This window comes from Priestia sp. 10L35 (genome assembly GCF_056395685.1).
Map to the genome: position 1 here is coordinate 498839 of NZ_JBFTKA010000002.1, position 19305 is coordinate 518143.

Consider the following 19305-nt stretch of genomic DNA (forward strand, 5'->3'; position numbering starts at 1 on the left):
TAATAGGTTTGCTAAAATGAACCTATGTACCAGCATCTTGGTTTTTTTAAAAAAATTTACTTTTGATATAAACCACGCTGTGCTGTCGACATTAAAATAAACAAAACGACATACAATCTAGGAAGTGTCTAAACATTATTGGAGGTTCTATTATGAGGAACAACTCGTTTTCTACAGTTCCATCGTCTTCAGAAGGAATAGAGAAACAGGATTTACACGTTGTGGGAATTGGCGCTTCTGCCGGAGGGTTAGAAGCTATTGAGCAGTTTTTCGCTAATATGCCTTCACCAAATGGAATGGCGTTTATTATTGTGCAGCACCTTTCCTCTAAATATAAAAGTTTTATGCCAGAACTTTTAGCAAAAAAAACAGGAATGAATATCAAACTGACACAAGACGGGATGACTTTACAAGAAGACACAATTTATTTAAATCCTCCCCATCATTATGTAACCGTTGTGGATCATACTCTTCGCCTTCGTCCCTATGAAGAAAATGATCAGGTAAAGTATCCGATTGACGCCTTTTTTCATTCTCTGGCCGCTTCAAAAAAACACCGGTGCACAGCCATTATTTTATCGGGAAAAGGAAATGATGGAACAGGAGGAGCAAAAACGATACGAGAGTATGGCGGAACTGTACTTGTACAAGATGAAAGCACAGCAAAGTACAGGGATATGCCCCTAAGCGCTATTGATGCACACCTTGCTGATTATATTCTTTCTCCTGCTGATATGCCTGACCTTGTGCAAACGCATGTCAGCCAAACTGAATTTACATATAATGAAGAAACGCTGCAATACATTTATTCATTAATAAAGAAGAAAACAGGCATCGACTTCTCTATGTACAAAAAAAACACGGTGCTGCGACGACTTGAAAAGAGAATGGCTTTACTCGATCCGCCCTCTCAAACGATGGAAGAATACCGGGATTATCTATGTAAAGAAGCCGAAGAAATCGTCGAACTGCAGCGAGACTTGCTGATTGGAGTGACACAATTTCTTAGAGATAAAGAAGCATTCTCTATTATTGAAGAACAAGTCATCCCACAATTAGTTGAAAGAAAGATTCATAGTCAAGAGGATGAAATCCGCATCTGGGTAGCAGGTTGTTCTACTGGTCAAGAAGCATATACATTAGCTATTTTGCTTCATGACCATTTATCAACAATCAACCGTTATTTCGATGTCCGAATCTTTGCTACGGACATCGATCGTCATGCAATCAAAAGAGCTAGTCAAGGTATTTATGAAGAAGCGGAAGTTCATTCCTTCTCAGCAGCTCAGATTAATGAATATTTTGAGCAAACAAAACACGGGAGTTATCAAGTTAAAAAAACAATTCGCAAAATGATTGTTTTTGCTCCCCATAATATAGGAAAAGACTCGCCTTTTGTAAACGTTGATTTAATTAGCTGTCGAAATATGATGATTTACTTCCAAGCTGAACTGCAGCAGCGCATTCTGTCTCTTTTTCATTTCTCTTTGACAGAAGAAGGCGTACTTTTTTTAGGCCCTAGTGAAACAACGGGAAATTTGTCTGATTTGTTCCGCCCTATCAACAGTAAGTGGAAAATATTTAAGCGTTCCGGACAGCCCAGCCGACAAATTACGGGAGCTTTTAATCTTTCAAAATCCAACTCGCATGAAGGTGATTTTTCTAGCGTGCCGCTGCCAAGTCAGCTTTATAAGCCTCTTCCTTCGCTTAAATTAGATGAGATGTATCAGTCAATGATTGATCACTTTATGAGCCCTTGTCTTGTATTAAATGAATACAACGAAGTGATATTTTGTTCAAAAGAAGCGACTCAGCTTATTAACGTTCCTGTAGGGAAAATTAATTATACAATTTTCAAAATGGTTCCAGTTCACGTCTCTTTAGCCATTGGAGCAGCTATTAAACGCGTAAAAGAGCAAGATATAAGCGTATGCTGTCAGCACATTGAGTTTGTCATAAACAACGTTCAGCGCCGTTTTAACCTCACGATATCTGCTCTTCCAACAAATCACTCTCTTTACTTACTTATGTTTGATGAACAGACAGATGGTGCCATTATTGATAAGGAAAAGCCCATGTTTCTTAATCAAACCAGCTCGATTAGTGAGCTTGTAGTAGATTTAGAGCAAGAGCTTCATTACACGCAGCAGCATTTGCAAACGACGATTGAAGAGCTAGAAACAGCAAATGAGGAGCTAAAGTCCACGAATGAAGAACTGATTGCTTCTAACGAAGAGCTGCAGTCCACAAATGAAGAACTGCAGTCTGTTAATGAAGAGTTAATTAGTGTTAACAATCAGTACGAGCGAAAGATTGAAGAATTAACGGACTTAAATAACGATATTGATAATTTATTAATCAGTACAACTATTGCTACTATCTTTTTAGACGAGCAGCTGAATATTAAATTATTTACGCCGGAAACGAAAACAGTGATCAACGTTCTTCATCAAGATATCGGAAGACCTTTCTTTCATATTTCGCATAACTTTAGATATGACCATCTAATCGAGGACGCAATGCACGTTTTAAGAACAAATAATACCCTTCAAAAAGAAATTCAAAGCTACGATAACCAATGGTACAGCATGAAAATGATGCCTTATCGTACAAATGAGAATTTAATTAACGGTGTAGTTATTACGTTTATTAATATTACAGAAATTAAACGATCAAATGAAGAATTGGCTATTACATCCTTTGCAGTAGCTCACAGTCCTACGGGCATTTTCATTACCGATCATCAAGGTAAAATTAAGTACATTAATCAAAAGTTCATGGAGCAAAAGCATGCGCCGCAAGAAGTATTTGGGCTGCACATCTATGACTTATATACAAAAAAGTTGGGGGTTAAAAGGTTCCCTAAGATTTGGAATGAAGTATATAGAGGAGAAAAATGGAACGGAGAAATTTCCTACGTTCAAGAAGACGGAGAAACCGTTTGGGAACAGTTAGCCTTAATGCCTGTTAAAAATGATCAAGACGAAATCATCCATTACATTGGGCTAAGCGAAGATATTTCACAGCGCAAACAGTCGGAAATGATGCTCAAAAATTCAGAGATGCTGTCAGCACTCGGGCAACTCGCTGCCGGCATTGCCCATGAAATACGAAACCCTCTTACATCATTAAAGGGCTTTTTACAGCTTATGATGCAAGAAGAAACGTATAAAAAAGAATATATGGATGTCATGATGTCCGAATTTAACCGCTTAGAACTGATTATTAGCGAACTGCTCATTCTAGCCAAACCCGAAGTCGTAAAATATGAAAATAAACAGATAAATTTAATTCTTCAAGACGTATGTACGCTGCTGCATACACAGGCCATTCTTAAAAATATTACTATTTCAACAGATTTTGAAGAAAAATTACCTGTTGTTCATTGTATTGAAAAAGATATGAAACAAGTATTTATCAACATGGTGAAAAATTCTATTGAAGCGATGGATGACCCTGGGTCTATTCTAGTGGTATCTAAATTTGATCCAGATACAAATCAAGTAGTCGTCCAAGTGATAGATGAAGGAAAAGGCATGCCGAAAGATCGATTAACACGAATTAGCGAGCCTTTCTATACAACAAAAGAAAAAGGAACAGGATTAGGATTGATGGTGAGTCACAAAATCATTAGTAATCATAAAGGAAGCATTTCGTATGATAGTGAAGAAGGAAAAGGAACAACGGTAGAAATTCGATTGCCGCTTTCTTAATGTACTTTGTTCTTCTGTCTTAAACAGTCAAGCTCCTGATTAATTAAATCTTGTATGTCAAACAAATGTGTAGAGACCAATTCAATATATTCTCCTTTTCCTGCTTCAATTACGTCGGAGCGGATAATACTCAAGAGGTCTTGAATGGTTAGCACATTTGTTTTCATTTCTCGAAAATGACGCTGAAGATCAACTAGCTGCATTTTTTTCGCCGTTTCTACATCTGTTTCCCTGACTGAAAAATCTTGGCTTACTTGTGATGAGTCTTGCATAAGCATAGATCGAAACTGTTGAAGAGTTGATTGAACACTCGTCATATGCTCGTGAATAGGATAGCAGAAAACAGCGTGCAGCGAATGATAGGCTTCAGGCTTAAAATGAAAATCAAAAAGAGCAACCGGGTTAGAAAACGTGCGCATATTTACTTCGATTTGCACTTCTTCCTTTCCCTGGAGTGCTCTTTTTACTTTTTCTTGACTATCTTCATCAACTAGATCTAAAAAGTTCTGAACAGGCGGGAAATTTTTCGTGACGCTTGGTGTAAATTCAATTATTTCGTTGTCTTTATTGAGTAAAAACATTGGAACCGGAATGTGTTGAATCGGCAAACTGATCATATTTCTTCCCCCATTACTAACATTTTATCTTGCGTCGAACTTTCTTTATTGTTGATTAGAAGCCAGTCTTTAAAAGCTTGAATATGATTAATGAATATGGTTTTTGAAGATCCTGAAGCCGATAAATCATGCGTATTGAGAAGCCTGCTGCCTACTAATACAAGAGGACTTTGCGGCATGTTTTCAATCTCAGCAATGTATTTTTGTAAATCAGGCAGCAAATGCACTTGTGAGACGGACAAACATACTACATCAGGGTCCCACTTCTCGATACTTTTTAAAGCGAACGGTAGCGGCAAATTGGCTCCTAAGTTTTTCACTTCCCATCCATGTTCTCTCATAAGTCCTGCAATCATTTTAATGCCTAAGTAATGCTCTTCTCCTTCAATGCAAAAAAGAAGGGCCCGATTACGCTGAAGCAATTGCTGCTGAGAAAGCTGAAAACGAGTTAACACATAGTCACAGGCTGCAGTAGCCAAATGCTCGTCCGCGACTGAAATTTTATTTTCTTGCCACCTTTTCCCTATCTCATACATCGCTTCTGTCAGAAACGTATATACGTCGGTTGAAGAATGACCTTCTTCTATATATATAGCAATAAGCAGCCAGCTTTTTTGAACGTCTCCTTCTAGCAAACAATCAGCTAAAGCCGCTACATTACGAGAGTAAACGATAAGATCACGCCCTTTTCCTAAAGTTACAATAAATCTCTAGGCAAAACTTCCTTTTTGCACGATGGACAACATGCGTAGACGCCTTTATTTTCATCATAATCTACGTTCATCGGCTGCTTGCATGCTTTACATACAGCATGTACGTAGTTTAAATATTTTTCCATTAATAAACGTGTTGCCCCACTTGTTTTCCCGCAATAATAGCAAATAAACCTTACTTTTCCTTTTTTTGTTATCTCTACTTCTCGCATATGCTGACAAGATTCACAGCGATCCCAGCTGCGAAGATAATTGCTCAAAGAATATTGTGGTTTATTTGTTTCTATATACATTTTCGTTTCTTGATTTCTTGTTTTATCTTCGGTAAAGTCAATCGACCGAATAAGCTGTTTAGCGCCTAGCTTTGACTCAATTCTAGCGGCCATAAACGCTTCTTTCTTTCCGCCATAAGGCATATTAATCCATATAGTGGATTCATCGATGATAAGCAATGACATCGGAACAGGAGATGAAATGACATGAGCGCCGTCAATTCGAACTTCTGTTGGTTCACGAGTAAGAACGGTCACTTCACCTTTAAACGAATTTAACACATCCCGTATTTCTTGAGAGATAAGGGATGCATAAGGAATGCACAATAAAATCTGCTGCCGAGCTTGATATAAGTCTTTTTTTAACTGACTGCTGTTCGATGGATGGTACCAAATCAATTTAGGATGCTGAATGACTTCTTTTAAAAATTGCTGAGGCTGGTATACTTTTTGATTTTCGTTAAAGTGGTTAACCAACTTCCATAACGCTCGCTCCTTTGGTACACGCTGCTGGGCAAACGACTCGTCTGAAAGCATAATAAATTTTCCTTTTGAACGCGTCACCGCTACATTTACCAATCGGTCGCTATTTTCATTTGTTAAAAGTAAACCTGGTTTTGACTGCGGCTTTGTATCGACCGTATCAAAAATCATGATATCTCGTTCCGCGCCTTGAAATTTGTGTACGGTTGCTGCAATTATACCGCTAGCTGGTTCAATATCTTGAAGAAATGCATTGATCAATTTAGCTTGAGACTTATAAGGAGTCACATAGCCAAGAGTAGCCGAAGAAGCTTTGCGTGCCCGCAGCATCAAACTTACCGCCAACACAGCCGTTATCACATTGTAGCGTGAGCCGGAAGCAGCATCTCGCATAGCGGAAGAATGCAAATGACCAATGTTAAGCATAAGCGCTGCTTCATGAGCAAACGGCCGGCTGCTTGCTACTACTTCTCGACTTGTTGTGACAGATGGATGATCTGCTACTCGATTGCTGTAAATATAGCGATTTGTAAAAGCTGAGATATCTTTATGCATTCTTCTTTGCTTCGTCAACATAAAAAGATGCGGGTGTATCTCACTGCTTTCTACTTGCTCTACAAGACCCGTCTGCTCAAATAAATCTCGCTGCAGCCACTTCTTCACTTCAGCATGAGAAGATTGAGATACCGGGGGAAGCTGTTTAAAATCGCCGCATACGACAATTCGTTTTCCTAACGTAGCTGCAAAAGCAATTTGCGGTGCATATGCCATGCTAATTTCGTCTACCACAACCATATCAAATTCATTTTGATAAAGTAATCGGTCAATAGCCGCTTTTGATAAAGTAGTGCCTACAATATACGCTTGATCAAAAACATTTTTCTCCGCTTCAATCCACTTCTTACGAAGGGCGTTTATCTTTTTGTTAACTTGCTGAAGCTGGTGAGCTCTATTAGGATACCTGCTTAAGTAAACTCGTTCTTCTTGTAAATCACGCATCTCCTGAGCTAAATCCGGATCATCTTCTCCAATGACTTCTTCTACTTTTATATTTTCTAAGCCGCTGCTTTTTGTTGCTCCGTATCGAATGAGTTTTCCTTTTTTCCAAGCTCCTTTCTTTTTTAACTGACGCGCAGTTTCTTGCAGCAAACCGTCCACCGCTGCATTACTGTGAGATAATAAAAGGATCCGCTTTGATTTCCGGTAATAGCTTGCCGCGATTTTGGACAGCGTATATGTTTTTCCTGTTCCAGGAGGCCCCCAAATATAAGTAGTACGGTTATAACGCGCTCGCAGCAACACTTCATGAAGAGCGTTCTTAGACGTATACTCCTTATGACGAACAGGACTATCGCCTCTCATAAGACGTTTGATTCTCACTATTTTTTGCTTGTAATCTTTTGCTTCCGTGAGTCTATCAATGAGTGCCTGCAATAACTCCCATGGTTCATTATATATATCGAGTTCGTCTACTTCTTGGCCAATAAACGCATCTATTTTAAGGTACAGATCAAACCCTTCTGTTCCGATAACTTCTCCTTTACTTTCTTTATGCTGGTGGACAAGGCGTACCTGAGCTCCATCAAAAAGGTATAAATCGGCTGTGCGTTCAAACCGGTAAAGATACGCATCCTCCTGCTGCCCTAAGTACTCTCCTTTTCCTACCGTATACTTTTCTCCGCCGTGTTTCTTCATATAATTAATCTCAATTGAAAGTGCGCGCCCCCATGCTTTTAAATATGAAGAGATAGAGCGTTTTTCCATAGATGTCTAACTCCCTTTTTATCCGTTCATTTCTAACTTGTCTATTCTATCATGTCATTTGAATATAGCATAGCTTCTTTCTTTTTCCTTTTTATAAAAGCAGAACACCTTTTTTACTATTCTATCTCTACAGACAAATTAAGACTTTTTTCATCATAATCGTAAAAAAACCGTGTTTTTCCTATCACTTTAGACGTATTGTTACAAACTTGTAATATAAAACCTACCATTTTGTCATGGTTTTGTTACATATTGCTGATAGAATAAGATACAACTATTGGAAATAAAGGAGAAATATTAGATGAAAAAACACATTTTTACATTAGGGGCCACAGCTTTAGTATCAATTGGAATTGCAGACGCAGCATCAGCTGACACAGACACGCATAAAGTAAAAGCTGGAGAAACGTTATTCAGCATCTCACAGCAGCATAATGTAACAGTTGAAGACTTAAAAAAGTGGAATGGTCTTTCTTCGACATTAATTTATGCAAACCAAACATTACAAATTGGATCTACATCTACTGACTCTTCATCTAGTTCAACTCCAACTACGACATCTTCAAACCATACATATACAGTAAAATCAGGCGACACGCTTTATCGTATCGCTAAAAACAACGGTACTTCTGTACAGCAGCTAAAAGAGTGGAATAACTTATCTAGTCATTTAATTTATGTGAATCAAGTATTAAAAATAAGCGGAACAGGAACTGTTTCATCATCACCTTCAGCACCTGTACAAGAAAAAACAAACGAAACGCAAGCATCCCCGGCTCCTAGCAACAGTAAAAGTTACAAAGTTCAGCCTGGAGATACAATGTGGAGCGTAGCACAGCGACACGGCATTTCAATTTCTCAATTAAAACAGTGGAATAACTTATCGTCTAATACGATTTACATTAATCAAGTGCTACAAGTAGGCGGACAAGCTGCAGCTCAAGCAAAACCATCAACGCCAGCGACTACTGCTCCTTCAACACCGTCGACTTCAACGCCGGCACCTGCTCCAGTGCAAGAAAGCAAGTCGGTTTCGAAAGAGATTACGGTTGAAGCAACAGCTTATACTGCTTACTGTGCAGGCTGCAGCGGAATCACTGCTACAGGCATCGACCTAAGGTCAAATCCTAATCGAAAAGTAATTGCAGTTGATCCTCGCGTGATTCCATTAGGTTCTCGCGTATACGTAGAAGGTTACGGAGAAGCAATTGCTGGAGATACTGGCGGTGCCATTAAAGGTACTCGCGTTGATTTATTTATGGCATCTCAAAGCTCAGCTTTAAATTGGGGACGCAAAACGGTAAAACTTCAAATTTTAGATTAATCACTAAAAGCAGAAGCGTGTTAGTCGCTTCTGCTTTTTAATTTTTTTTCAAACATAATCATATCGATAGCTTGCAAGCCATTCTCGTAAATCGGTGGAACGTACTGCAAAAAGAAATTCTTTTTGACACCCCTTTGATAAAAGCCTGCCTTTTTATAAAATGCTATGTTTTCAAGGCTGGAGTCCGCTGTTCCTACAATCATTTTAGAATAATGGTTACACTCATACAGTACTTCTAACTTTTTAATGACTTTGCTGCCGATTCCTTTTCCTCTGTACGCTTCTTTTAAACCGATATTCTTTACTTCTACTGCCCGTTCCTCTTCATCGATGAGGCACTGCACAACTCCTATCTCCTTCTTTTCATACACAATGGTAAATAAGGAACCTTCATTTATATACGACTTCACCACTTTTTCGTCTTCATCCCCTATTAATAGCGGGTTCAAATAGGAAGCGCGCCTATCTTTGTGGATTTCAATAAGGTCGATACTCATCTTTATCCTCCAAAAAATAAGTCAATAATATTGCTGCCTTTTGAAGATGATTTATTATATAGCTCTGAATACCCGCAGCTCGTGCAATATACCACTGTAAAGTGGTTGTGCTGAACGTCTAAGTATCTAGACAGTCCCGTTCCCGTTGTAGCAATTTCTTTTGTTTGTGCTTCTGTATGTCCGCATTTTACACAACCGTTTTTCCCCATTGTTATACTCCTTTATAAATAAAATAATTTCTTATTTATATAAACGGATAGAAAAGGAAAAAGTTTCATTTAATTGATAAATAAAGGAACTAAGGAAACCACATTTTCCATTACCTAGAAATAGAAAATGTGGTTTCTTACTTTTAGTATTAACGGTATGACTATACAGTTGGTTTCTATGATAGGAGTTCTCTTTTCATAATTTCAACGTTTTTTTGATGACATTGTGCGGTGAAATCAGAGGGAAACGCCAGTTTATCATTTAGCTTATCGAGCGCTTCTTTACTGTTTTCTTTCACTGCCGCTTGCAGTTCATCTAAATAAGAGCTGGCCATCTCCACTCGTCTTTGAATTTCAGCTCGGTGATGTGTCGTTTTCCCGTGCCCGGGAACTAGCGTTAGATTTTGGTGCTTAGCTAAAATGTGTCGCGCAATAGCAAGCGTGTCGCGGTAATCATTTACACTTTCATATATGTACGGATATTCAAAATCCGATAAATAATCCCCTGCAATCCATATCGAATCATCGACAATCATAAATAGGCCATCGGTTGTATGACCTTTTGCAAAATAACAGGTAATGGATGTTTCACCTAAAGTAATATGCTGTTCATTTTCGGTTACAACAATATCTAATTCTGGGAATATAATATCATGGGATCTTTTTATATAATAATTATGATCAAACTGCTTAATCATTTGAACTTTTTCTTCTTTGTCCGGGTGTTGTTCTAAAAATTTGCTGCCAATAAAGGTGGCATTTAATTCTAAGAAAGCCCCATACCCAATGACGTGATCAAAATCTCCGTGAGTAAAAAACACATACAGTTTGCGGTGGTTTAAGATCCCTTGAACATGCTGTTTAATTTCATTAATTTCGTGAGGAAGCCACGTTGGATCAACAACAATGACACAGTCTTTTGTTTCAATGACTGCAGATGTTGTTTGAAACAGCGCGCTTTCAAAAACCGTCATTTGCTCCGTTTTATATTGAATCATGAGAACAGCTCCTTATTTTTTCTATCACCTTTATTATAGCGGAAATAGAAAGATAAGAGTGCGTATGACGGTTTATAAAACAAAACTATGCAAGATGTGATAAAATGCGGAACCAGCCAAACAATGAAATCCAAATAGGAATACTAAATAAGGTTCCCCAAAATAAACCTTTCAAAAAGTTCCCTTGATTCATTCTGATATTCCTCACCTTCATCGTATGTTGGTTTTTAGTCTAGCGCAGCTTAATGAAATTTTAGTGAAAAATAAAAAAAGAAGCAGTTGCTTCTTTTTTTATTTATTATAAAATTGGTGATCGTACTTAATTTTCGGCAGCTCGCGTACTTCCTGCGACATTTCCGTTCCGCACATCGGACAGTTATAATCAACCGTAACAAAATCTTCTCTCATCCACCCATTACATGATTCAGATTGACACGCGTATACAGTCGTATCCATCATTTGATCTACTTCTTCTTCTACGGCTTTTTTTGCAAAATACATGTGCACAGCTCCCTTTTTTTCTTAGTATATGTAAAATTCCCATTTTTTATTTACAGCTTGATTACTTTTTCATCCGACGTTATTGGACACCACTATTTAATTGTGTATAATTAAATAAAAAGCAATAGACTGGAGGCAACATGAATGGAACAACTTTATAAGCAGCTGCAGCTAGAAAACCAGCTTTGTTTCTCAATTTACGCCACGTCTCGAGAAATTACAAAGGTGTACAAGCCGCTGCTCGATAAATTAGGAGTAACCTATCCGCAGTATTTAGCCCTTCTTGTTTTATGGGAACATGAAACACTCAGCGTAAAAAAAATGGGCGAACTTCTGTATTTGGATTCAGGCACCCTTACTCCTATGCTAAAAAGAATGCAGGATCAAGAATTAGTGATTCGTCAGCGTTCTCATGAAGATGAACGCGTTGTTTTTATTAGTTTAACCGAAAAAGGAAAAAAATTACGTGATAAAGCTTGTCATATTCCAGAAGAAGTTTTTAGTATGACGAATAAGTCGCAAGGAGAATTAGAAAAGCTGAAAGAAACGCTGCAGGAGTTATTGCAATCACTGCATACGTACAATCAAAAATAGACCATATAAAATTGCACATAAAAAGCGCCTGGATTTAAGAAAAATCCAGGCGTTTTTTATTTACTCAGCCGTTGTATTTAACGTTACGTTAACATTCCCACGCGTTGCTTTAGAATACGGGCAGAATTGATGTGCATCTTCTACTAGCTTCTCAGCTACTTCTTGTGAAACGCCTTTAATATGAGCGTTTAACACCACTCCAATTTTAAAGCCATCGTCAGTGTGGTCTTTTAGTAGACTTACCTCTGCAGTAATAGAAGAATCAATGTCTTTTTTTTGTTTCTTAGCGATTAAATTTAAAGCACCGTCAAAACAAGCAGAATATCCTGCTGCAAACAGCTGCTCGGGATTTGTTCCTTCTTCTTTGTTATTTGGAGAAGGATTTACAAGGGTTAAATCAATAATACCATCATCTGATTTAACTCGACCATCTCGGCCTCCTACCGCTGTTGCTTTAGATGTAAATAGTACGTCTGACATAAGATCACCTCATAGATTATTTTATGTAATTTCATTGCAGACAATCAAAAAAGTCGCAATCAAATTCATTTTGTAATCACTTTGATTACCGTGATAGTAATGTACTTCCCCTTCTATAATGAGTGTAAACCTATTATTTTATACAAAAAAAGAGAGTTACCTCTCTTTTTTTCCTCTTTGTTTTTTTAAACCGCTTTGAATAATGTTATCTCCATATTTTTCACGCAAACTTTCGACCGCTTTGTATAAAGGCTCTTTTTTTGCTTGCTCTCCATATGTAAACAAATCTAATTGTTCTTCTTCCTGAAGATGGTGGCTCACTTGAAGAGCAGCTACGCCTAATAAACGAATCGGTTCTCCGTTCCAGTGGCTTTGAAATAATACCGCACTGTAATGAAAAAGATCGTTTGGCTCGCTAATTGCTTTTGAAATAGTTTGGCTTCGAGTAATGGTTTTAAAATCACTGTATCGTATCGTTAATTGAATCGTTTTGCTTACAACTTTTTTCGCTTTCATACGAGAGCTTACAGAATGCGATAGTTTATTTAAAATAGGGAGAACTTCATGTTCATCTACTGCATTTTGAGATAGCGTCGTAGAGTTTCCAATAGATTTAAACTGTGATTGGCGATCAGGGTTCACCTGTCGATCATCTTGGCCCCATGCTCGTTCTTTCATAACTTCTCCTTTTACTCCGAGAGTTTGTTTAAGAAGACCGGGAGCGGCTTTTGCTAGATCACCGATGGTCACGATCTTAATCGCATTTAGCTTCTCAGCTGTTTTTTTACCGATTCCGTGCATTTCCTCTACGGCTTTTGGCCAAAGAACTGTTTGGACATCTCTTTTTCGAAGGACGGTAATCCCTAAAGGTTTTTGCATATCACTTGCCGTTTTGGCTAAAAATTTATTCGGCGCGATTCCAATTGACACAGGAATTTGCAGCGTCTGTATTAAATGCTGCTGAATTGACTTTGCTATGTCAAGAGGAGAGCCTAATTCAGCACAATTTGTAATATCCAAATAGCCTTCATCAATGGAAGCAGGCTCTAAAAGAGGTGAAATGGTTACTAAATAATCAAACATGTTTTTGGACACTTGGCGATATAATGGAAAATTAGGTTTTATCACAACCAGCTCAGGGCATTTTCTTTTCGCTTCCCAAAGAGGCATTGGCGCATATACTCCACGTTTACGAGCAATATAGTTACAGGTTACAACAATTCCTCTTCGTTCCTTTGGATTGCCAGCAATAGCAAGAGGCTTATCTTTGAGCGTATGATCATGTGCGGTTTCAACAGATGCATAAAAAGCATTGGCATCAATATGAAGAATAACTTTGCCGTTTTTAGGGTACATCATTTTCATACTATCACCTCTTTCTGTATAATTAATCCCCGAAAGAAGAACGTACATTCTTATTTATTATAACTCTTTTTTTCTAAGTTGTGCGTACCTATACTTTATTTTTATTTTGAGCGAACACTGTGTGTCACTCTCTCGTATTCTAATGAAGAAAGGAGGAAGAAAACGTGATTGATCAGCTTATCGGAGCCATTAACCAATTAGGCTACGGATATTTCTTTTTTATCATTTTAGTCGGAGCCAACCTTACTCCTATTCCTGACCCGGTATATATTATGCTTGCGGGCAGTCAGGCTACATCTCCGTCCGTTCAGTATATTCCAGCTTTTATACTTACCTACAGCGGCATGATGATTAGCTTATATCTTAAGTTTTTGATAGCCAGTCTTTTTTCAGCTCAGGCGCTTGCGCTATTAAAACGCCCGCGATGGGAAAAAAATGTGATGAAAGTCGAGCGAACGATTCAAGAATATGGATCTCACGCCATCATTGCAAGCTACTTTTTACCAGGAATGCGACATGTGATGCCTTTTTTTCTCGGAGCAAGCGGAATGAAGCATCGGCATTATATTAAAGTCTCATTTTCTTTCGGTTTTATTTGGACGCTCGCTTTATTTATTTTCGGTTCCTTTTTTAATACGACATCTTCTTATACGGACGTGATTGAGATCACTTTAGCTTTTTGTGCGATCAGTTTGATTATCTATGCCGTCCAAAGAAGAAAAATACGAAAAAAACAGCAGTAGTTTGTGTGAGAAGTTCTTTTTCACAAACTGCTGCTGTTTCATTTATATTAAATGACTTCATTATATCCCTTTACAAAGTATTTGCGCGCGCGGTAAAGAGCTGATTTTAACGTAGTCATCTGCATATTTAATAACTCCGCAATTTCTTCATATTTAAATCCAAATCCATATTTTAATAGAAGCAAATTGCGATACTTAGGATTCAATTTATTTAAAATCGCCTGACATTCAGCCGCTTCTTCATTTCTAAGCACCTGCTGAATAGGCGTATACATAACGGGCTCTTCTTTGTAAGAAGACGTATAGCGGTCTTTCACTATTTTACGCCTTCCTAAATCACACCGTTTATTTAATGCGACGCGAAACATCCAAGCTTTTATTTTTTCAGGATCGACCATTTCTTGTTTTTCTAAATATTTTAATGCTACTTCTTGCGTAATATCTTCGGCGTCTTGTCTATTCACGCCATTTTTCAACAAATAAGCCAGCACCTGATTTAAATAATCTTGCAATTCCTCGCCGCACATAATAAGTTCTCCCTTGCTATTTTAGTTTTTCTTTTAGTTCGTTTGGCAGCTCATTTTCATTCAACATGTAAACCTGAGGAGTATCTACTTGATCTTTGTAATAAAAAGCAACAAGATAATCTCCTGTGTCTCGTAAATTAGCACGTTGAAGAAGTGTTTCTACCTGCTGATTGTTTTTTACTTTAATTGATTTCTCATCCTTCGTTAGAGGTGTAAAATCTTCTTGAAGACGATAATCATTTTTAAGATGAGAAGAATTTTTAAAGACTTCGGTTTTTTCTACGTCCTTTGGCATAAGGCGAGCACGTTCATATAAATGCTCTTTCTTCAGCCATGCTTCTACTTCGCTATATGACTTCTCCCAAGATGCTTCTTGAACATACTGTCCTTTTCCATCCATGAAATTGATTGACGCCCAGCTTTCTTTTGTGCTGTACATTTCATCAAACGTTTCGTTCATCATCGACTGTTTGACTACGTGTATAAGCTCTTGCACTTTTTCTGGATTTGTAATATTAATGGAATTTGACTTTCCTGGAACAGAAAAACTTACGCTTTTAATTTTATCTGTGTTTTGTGTTCGTAAAAGCGGATGGAAATTTTCTTTATACTCTTTTGTTTCCGCAATTTCTTTATAAAAAGCTTTATAGTCTGAAAATGGAATAAAGTACTCTCGAACTATTTGCTTTCCATTTTTTAATTTGTAAGCAAATACCGCGATTTTTCCATTGCTTCCCTCTATTTCACTTTGTTTTTCAGGATCCAGCTTCTTATCTTTAGATGCTGTAATTTGTTTTTGCAGCTGACGAACGCTCTTGATCGTTTCTTTACTTGTATAGTAATATGGCGCTTCGTAATAGCCATTCATTCCCTTTGCATAGTTTTCAGGTTTATCAGTCAATCGATACATGTCTTCATCGAAATACACACTTTCAATCTCTGAAACTGCCGGCACTTTAGTAGAATAGCCAAACACGTCTAAATGAATGATAAAGCCTACAATAGTTGCAGCTATAATAAAACCTAGATACCCTTTCCATTTCGTAAAGATACGCCACGTTTTATTTAAAATAATTTGAGCAACTATATAGCCTATTAATGAACCAATAATATAGCCCAAGACCATCCATGAAAATCCACCTTTCATGCTGCCGAAGTAAAATCCGCCCAGCATCAGTGAACAAGCGGTTACTCCGTATACGAATACAGGTTTTAACCAGCCAACTGAAATGGTTAGCGTAGCAGCTTCTACTCTTCTTTTTTGATAGGTGATTAAAGCAACGATGTAAAACAAGACAATGAGTCCAATATAAACAAATACACTAGTAGAAAAGCTTTTATGAGCTGCCAATTTCGCTACGTGTAAAAACGGGATAAGGCTGTCAACATTTTTGTTCACGTAATAGTCATACGCATAGCCATACCAGTAAAACTTTACATTCGATATAGCTAAATAAGAAATTCCGCCTGGGAGAAGGAATAGAACGTATAAAAAGATTCCTTGCAGAACAGACATCCCGGTAAACATTCCGGCTAAAACAGTTCCAGTTAGGACAAATAAATTAATCAGAATACTGTACCCGACCCAGCTTAGAACGTCGCCTGTTGTATAAACATTCTCAACCGTTAAAACCCCTTTAACGGCAAAAGTCACGATTCCCGTAATTAAAATCGGAACAACTAAAACCAACGCGCCCAGAAGCATGTTTTGATGAAACAACGTAGAACGTTTAATTGGTAAACTATGAATATAGTCAGCCGCAATCTTCGTTTGTATATATCGAAATAGGAAAATACCAAGTAACACTGGTACAACGAACATAAGCACGAATTCTAGCCCGCCAAATACGTCAAATAACGTGTCTGGTTTCTCTATATAAGGCTCAACCTTTCCTGTAAAAGTGAAAATTAGTTGTAAAGGCAAAGCGAACAGTAGTACTAACAAGTAGACAAGCCCAATCCATCCCACGTTTCTCATGGATTGAATCCACATGCCGCGGTTAAACGATGATGTTTTCGATTGCATAACCCACATCCCCCATTTCATAAATAAAGATTTCTTCCAGCGTAAGTGGCAAGATGTCAAAAATTAAAGGCTTATACGATCGAACTTTGTTGACTAAGTGATTTTCTTTTCCTCGAACAATACAAAGCAAGACGCTCCCTCGTTTTTCTTGATATAAAATGTCCAGCGTGTCGTAAAGCGCTAGCGGCACATCTCCTTCAAATGCAACTTGAATTTTGTGCACGTCTGATTTTAAATCATCCAGTTCTTTTTCAATTAATAATTGACCGTGATGCAAGATGCCTACATGATCACAAAGATCTTCCACTTCTCGTAAGTTATGTGATGAAATTAAAATCGTCATTTCCCGTTCTGCCACGTCTTGGACAAGAAGGTTTTTAATTTTTTGACGCATTACCGCATCTAACCCATCGAGCGGCTCATCTAAGATAAGTACATCAGGCATAGCAGACATCGCTAACCAAAAACCTACTTGACGCTGCATTCCCTTGGACATTCTGTGTACCTTTTTATGTAATTGAATTGGGAAAGCTTCTTTTAATTTTTGAAACCGCTCTTCGTTCCAAGTCGGATAGACGCTTCTATAAAAAGACGCTAATTGCTTAATCGTTGTTTGAGGGAAAAAATAAAGAGAATCTGGCATAAAAATAAGACGTTCTTTTAAGCCAACGTTTTCAAATACTTCCTCGCCGTCTATTGCGATTTTCCCGTGATCTTGCTTGTAAATACCTGCAATGATTTTTAATAGCGTTGTTTTCCCTGCCCCGTTCGAGCCAAGCAGTCCGTAAATAGATCCTTTTTTTATAGAAAGCGTGACGTCTCTTAGAGCTTCCATTTCTTCAAACTCTTTTTTTATCGCCTTCAGTTCAATCACTATCGCTTCCTCCTTTTACTGCTTTTTCAGCCTGTGAAATAAGTGATAGAATTTCATCTTTATCCATCCCTAAATACATAGCTTCTGCCAACAGTTTTACTAATTCTTCTTTCATCTTTTTCACCTTCTCGTTATTTAGTGTATCAACTTGAGGCGTTACAAAACTTCCTTTGCCTGGAACTGAATAAATATAATTCTGATGTTCTAGTTCACGATACGCTTTTTGAATTGTATTTGGATTAATCGTTAATTCTTTTGCTAACAGCCGAACAGATGGAAGCTTTTGATCGGCCTTAAAGACTTCATGAATAATAAGCTCTTTCAATTTATCTACTAATTGCTCGTATATCGGCTTGCGACTACGAATATCTAAATCGAACATAGTCTGCCTCCCTTCATCTACCCAAAATCATGATGTGTGTACTAGGTGTATTAACTGTATTACTCATCGTATTACAGTTAATATTATAGTATGTTTTCTGGAAAAAACAAGTACTTTTTTTACTTTTGTTACAAAATGATGACAAAAAATTGTTTAATAGCTTTATAGGGGAAATGCAAATAACTGTAAATAAATTGCGTGTGTTGCCTTCGTTATAAGCCAAAATACTCCTTTAAGTCAGCACCTCGTTTTGTTTGTCTTAACCAAGTACCTCTAGTTATTACAATAGTAATGTTTTATAATGTTTATAATTAATTTTTTTAATATAAAAGGAGCCATACTCTATGTACTATGATGCGTTAAAGACGTTTGTTTCTGTTGTAGAAGAGCAAAGCTTTACAAAAGCTGCGGAAAAGTTAATGATTTCACAGCCAAGCGTAAGCGTACACATCAAAAATCTTGAAAAAGAATTTCAAACTTCCCTGTTCCTGCGTTCACCTAAAATGTTAAAAATCACACCCAGCGGCGAAATTTTATACGATCGTGCTAAACAAATGATTCAGATATATGAGCATACGAAACGAGATATTTATGAACATCATCACCGTGTCAAAGGAATGCTAACGATTGGCGCCAGTTTCACGATTGGTGAATATATTCTCCCTTCATTTTTAGCAAAGCTTCGTGAACAATATCCTGATATTGATGTAGAAGTGACTATCGGTAATACAAAGGAAATCGCTCAGCTTGTTCGTCATTTCAAAGTAGACGTAGGGCTTATTGAAGGACACACGGAAGAATCCGACTTACATATTCAGTCATTTATGGACGATGAGCTTGCCATCGTTGCGTCAGTGGATCATCCTTTAGCTCAGCTTAAAAAAGTAGAAATTGATGATTTACAAAATCAGCGGTGGGTAGCGCGTGAAAAAGGCTCTGGAACAAGAGAATATTTAGATCACGTTCTAATGTCCAACGGTTTAAAAATGAAAAGCATGCTAACGATCAGCAGCAATCAAGGAATTAAAGAAGCCATCGTTCACGATTTAGGAATGTCTGTGCTGTCGCTTTGCGCTATTAAAGAAGATGTTGAACAAAAACACCTATCGATTCTGAACGTTAACACCGCTCCTTTTAAGCGCCGTTTCTCTTATATCTATCCTGCTAACAGCTCTCATAAAAAAGTAGCGGAGCTTTTTATTCAGCTTTTAAACTAAAAAAAG

18 protein-coding genes are annotated in these 19305 nt (G+C 37.6%); 5 read left to right on the forward strand and 13 right to left on the reverse strand.

Annotated features, from left to right (window positions below):
* Positions 1-152 precede the first annotated feature (152 nt).
* Positions 153-3713: a CheR family methyltransferase gene (locus tag AC1DEF_RS08555; RefSeq protein WP_097823455.1), complete on the forward strand. Its 3561-nt coding sequence runs from the start codon at positions 153-155 to the stop codon at positions 3711-3713.
* On the opposite strand, the gene AC1DEF_RS08560 is transcribed toward AC1DEF_RS08555, so the two are convergent.
* From AC1DEF_RS08560 to AC1DEF_RS08570, 3 genes are read right to left on the reverse strand one after another with little or no spacing between them, the layout of a single operon-like run.
* Complete coding sequence (locus AC1DEF_RS08560; protein ID WP_095379697.1) at positions 3710-4330, reverse strand: hypothetical protein; 621 nt, start codon at positions 4328-4330, stop codon at positions 3710-3712. The genes AC1DEF_RS08555 and AC1DEF_RS08560 overlap by 4 nt on opposite strands.
* Positions 4327-5034: a cobalamin B12-binding domain-containing protein gene (locus AC1DEF_RS08565; RefSeq protein ID WP_321170609.1), complete on the reverse strand. Its 708-nt coding sequence runs from the start codon at positions 5032-5034 to the stop codon at positions 4327-4329. The genes AC1DEF_RS08560 and AC1DEF_RS08565 overlap by 4 nt, the downstream gene beginning before the upstream one ends.
* Positions 5028-7562 (reverse strand): AAA domain-containing protein, encoded by a 2535-nt coding sequence (locus AC1DEF_RS08570; RefSeq protein WP_318331303.1) that lies wholly within the window; start codon positions 7560-7562, stop codon positions 5028-5030. Before AC1DEF_RS08570 ends, AC1DEF_RS08565 begins: the two co-directional genes overlap by 7 nt.
* 301 nt (positions 7563-7863) lie before the next feature.
* Here AC1DEF_RS08570 and AC1DEF_RS08575 point away from each other — a divergent pair, with 301 nt between their 5' ends.
* The gene (locus AC1DEF_RS08575; protein ID WP_097823457.1) at positions 7864-8886 is read left to right on the forward strand and encodes a LysM peptidoglycan-binding and 3D domain-containing protein; all 1023 of its coding nucleotides are present in this window, start codon (positions 7864-7866) and stop codon (positions 8884-8886) included.
* Positions 8887-8906: 20 nt separating this feature from the next.
* Here the strand turns inward: AC1DEF_RS08575 and AC1DEF_RS08580 are convergent, their stop codons facing one another.
* The 4 genes from AC1DEF_RS08580 to AC1DEF_RS08595 form a co-directional block, all read right to left on the reverse strand.
* A complete protein-coding gene (locus tag AC1DEF_RS08580; RefSeq protein ID WP_097823458.1) occupies positions 8907-9383 on the reverse strand; it encodes a GNAT family N-acetyltransferase in 477 nt (158 codons plus the stop codon).
* A gap of 2 nt (positions 9384-9385) precedes the next feature.
* The gene (locus tag AC1DEF_RS08585; protein WP_097823459.1) at positions 9386-9592 is read right to left on the reverse strand and encodes a zinc ribbon domain-containing protein; all 207 of its coding nucleotides are present in this window, start codon (positions 9590-9592) and stop codon (positions 9386-9388) included.
* 176 nt (positions 9593-9768) lie between these two features.
* Positions 9769-10590 (reverse strand): MBL fold metallo-hydrolase, encoded by an 822-nt coding sequence (locus AC1DEF_RS08590; RefSeq protein WP_097823460.1) that lies wholly within the window; start codon positions 10588-10590, stop codon positions 9769-9771.
* 291 nt (positions 10591-10881) lie between these two features.
* A complete protein-coding gene (locus AC1DEF_RS08595; protein ID WP_013056977.1) occupies positions 10882-11091 on the reverse strand; it encodes a cold-shock protein in 210 nt (69 codons plus the stop codon).
* 144 nt (positions 11092-11235) lie between these two features.
* Between AC1DEF_RS08595 and AC1DEF_RS08600 the strand changes: the two genes are divergently transcribed.
* On the forward strand, positions 11236-11685 hold the full coding sequence (locus AC1DEF_RS08600; RefSeq protein ID WP_013083086.1) for a MarR family winged helix-turn-helix transcriptional regulator: 450 nt from the start codon (positions 11236-11238) through the stop codon (positions 11683-11685).
* Positions 11686-11745: 60 nt separating this feature from the next.
* Here AC1DEF_RS08600 and AC1DEF_RS08605 read toward each other — a convergent pair whose 3' ends face one another.
* Both AC1DEF_RS08605 and AC1DEF_RS08610 read right to left on the reverse strand, forming a co-directional pair.
* Positions 11746-12165 carry an organic hydroperoxide resistance protein gene (locus tag AC1DEF_RS08605; RefSeq protein ID WP_013056975.1) on the reverse strand — a complete coding sequence of 140 codons (420 nt, stop codon included), beginning with the start codon at positions 12163-12165 and terminating at the stop codon, positions 11746-11748.
* Between the two features lie 156 nt (positions 12166-12321).
* Positions 12322-13530: a DNA polymerase IV gene (locus AC1DEF_RS08610; protein ID WP_097823461.1), complete on the reverse strand. Its 1209-nt coding sequence runs from the start codon at positions 13528-13530 to the stop codon at positions 12322-12324.
* 164 nt (positions 13531-13694) lie between these two features.
* Between AC1DEF_RS08610 and AC1DEF_RS08615 the strand changes: the two genes are divergently transcribed.
* Entirely contained in the window at positions 13695-14273 is a 579-nt protein-coding gene (locus AC1DEF_RS08615) for a DedA family protein (RefSeq protein ID WP_013056973.1), read from the forward strand.
* Between the two features lie 47 nt (positions 14274-14320).
* On the opposite strand, the gene AC1DEF_RS08620 is transcribed toward AC1DEF_RS08615, so the two are convergent.
* Genes AC1DEF_RS08620 through AC1DEF_RS08635 form a run of 4 tightly spaced genes read right to left on the reverse strand, consistent with a single transcriptional unit; the run spans position 14321 to position 18082 of the window.
* Positions 14321-14800, reverse strand: a complete 480-nt coding sequence (locus AC1DEF_RS08620; RefSeq protein WP_013056972.1) for an RNA polymerase sigma factor — start codon at positions 14798-14800, stop codon at positions 14321-14323.
* Between the two features lie 16 nt (positions 14801-14816).
* On the reverse strand, positions 14817-16826 hold the full coding sequence (locus tag AC1DEF_RS08625; protein WP_097823462.1) for a DUF6449 domain-containing protein: 2010 nt from the start codon (positions 16824-16826) through the stop codon (positions 14817-14819).
* A complete protein-coding gene (locus AC1DEF_RS08630; protein ID WP_025752330.1) occupies positions 16801-17700 on the reverse strand; it encodes an ABC transporter ATP-binding protein in 900 nt (299 codons plus the stop codon). Before AC1DEF_RS08630 ends, AC1DEF_RS08625 begins: the two co-directional genes overlap by 26 nt.
* Positions 17693-18082 carry a GntR family transcriptional regulator gene (locus AC1DEF_RS08635; RefSeq protein WP_013083081.1) on the reverse strand — a complete coding sequence of 130 codons (390 nt, stop codon included), beginning with the start codon at positions 18080-18082 and terminating at the stop codon, positions 17693-17695. Before AC1DEF_RS08635 ends, AC1DEF_RS08630 begins: the two co-directional genes overlap by 8 nt.
* A gap of 344 nt (positions 18083-18426) precedes the next feature.
* On the opposite strand from AC1DEF_RS08635, the gene AC1DEF_RS08640 reads away from it, so the two are divergent.
* Positions 18427-19299: a selenium metabolism-associated LysR family transcriptional regulator gene (locus tag AC1DEF_RS08640; RefSeq protein WP_477727347.1), complete on the forward strand. Its 873-nt coding sequence runs from the start codon at positions 18427-18429 to the stop codon at positions 19297-19299.
* Positions 19300-19305: the final 6 nt, after the last annotated feature.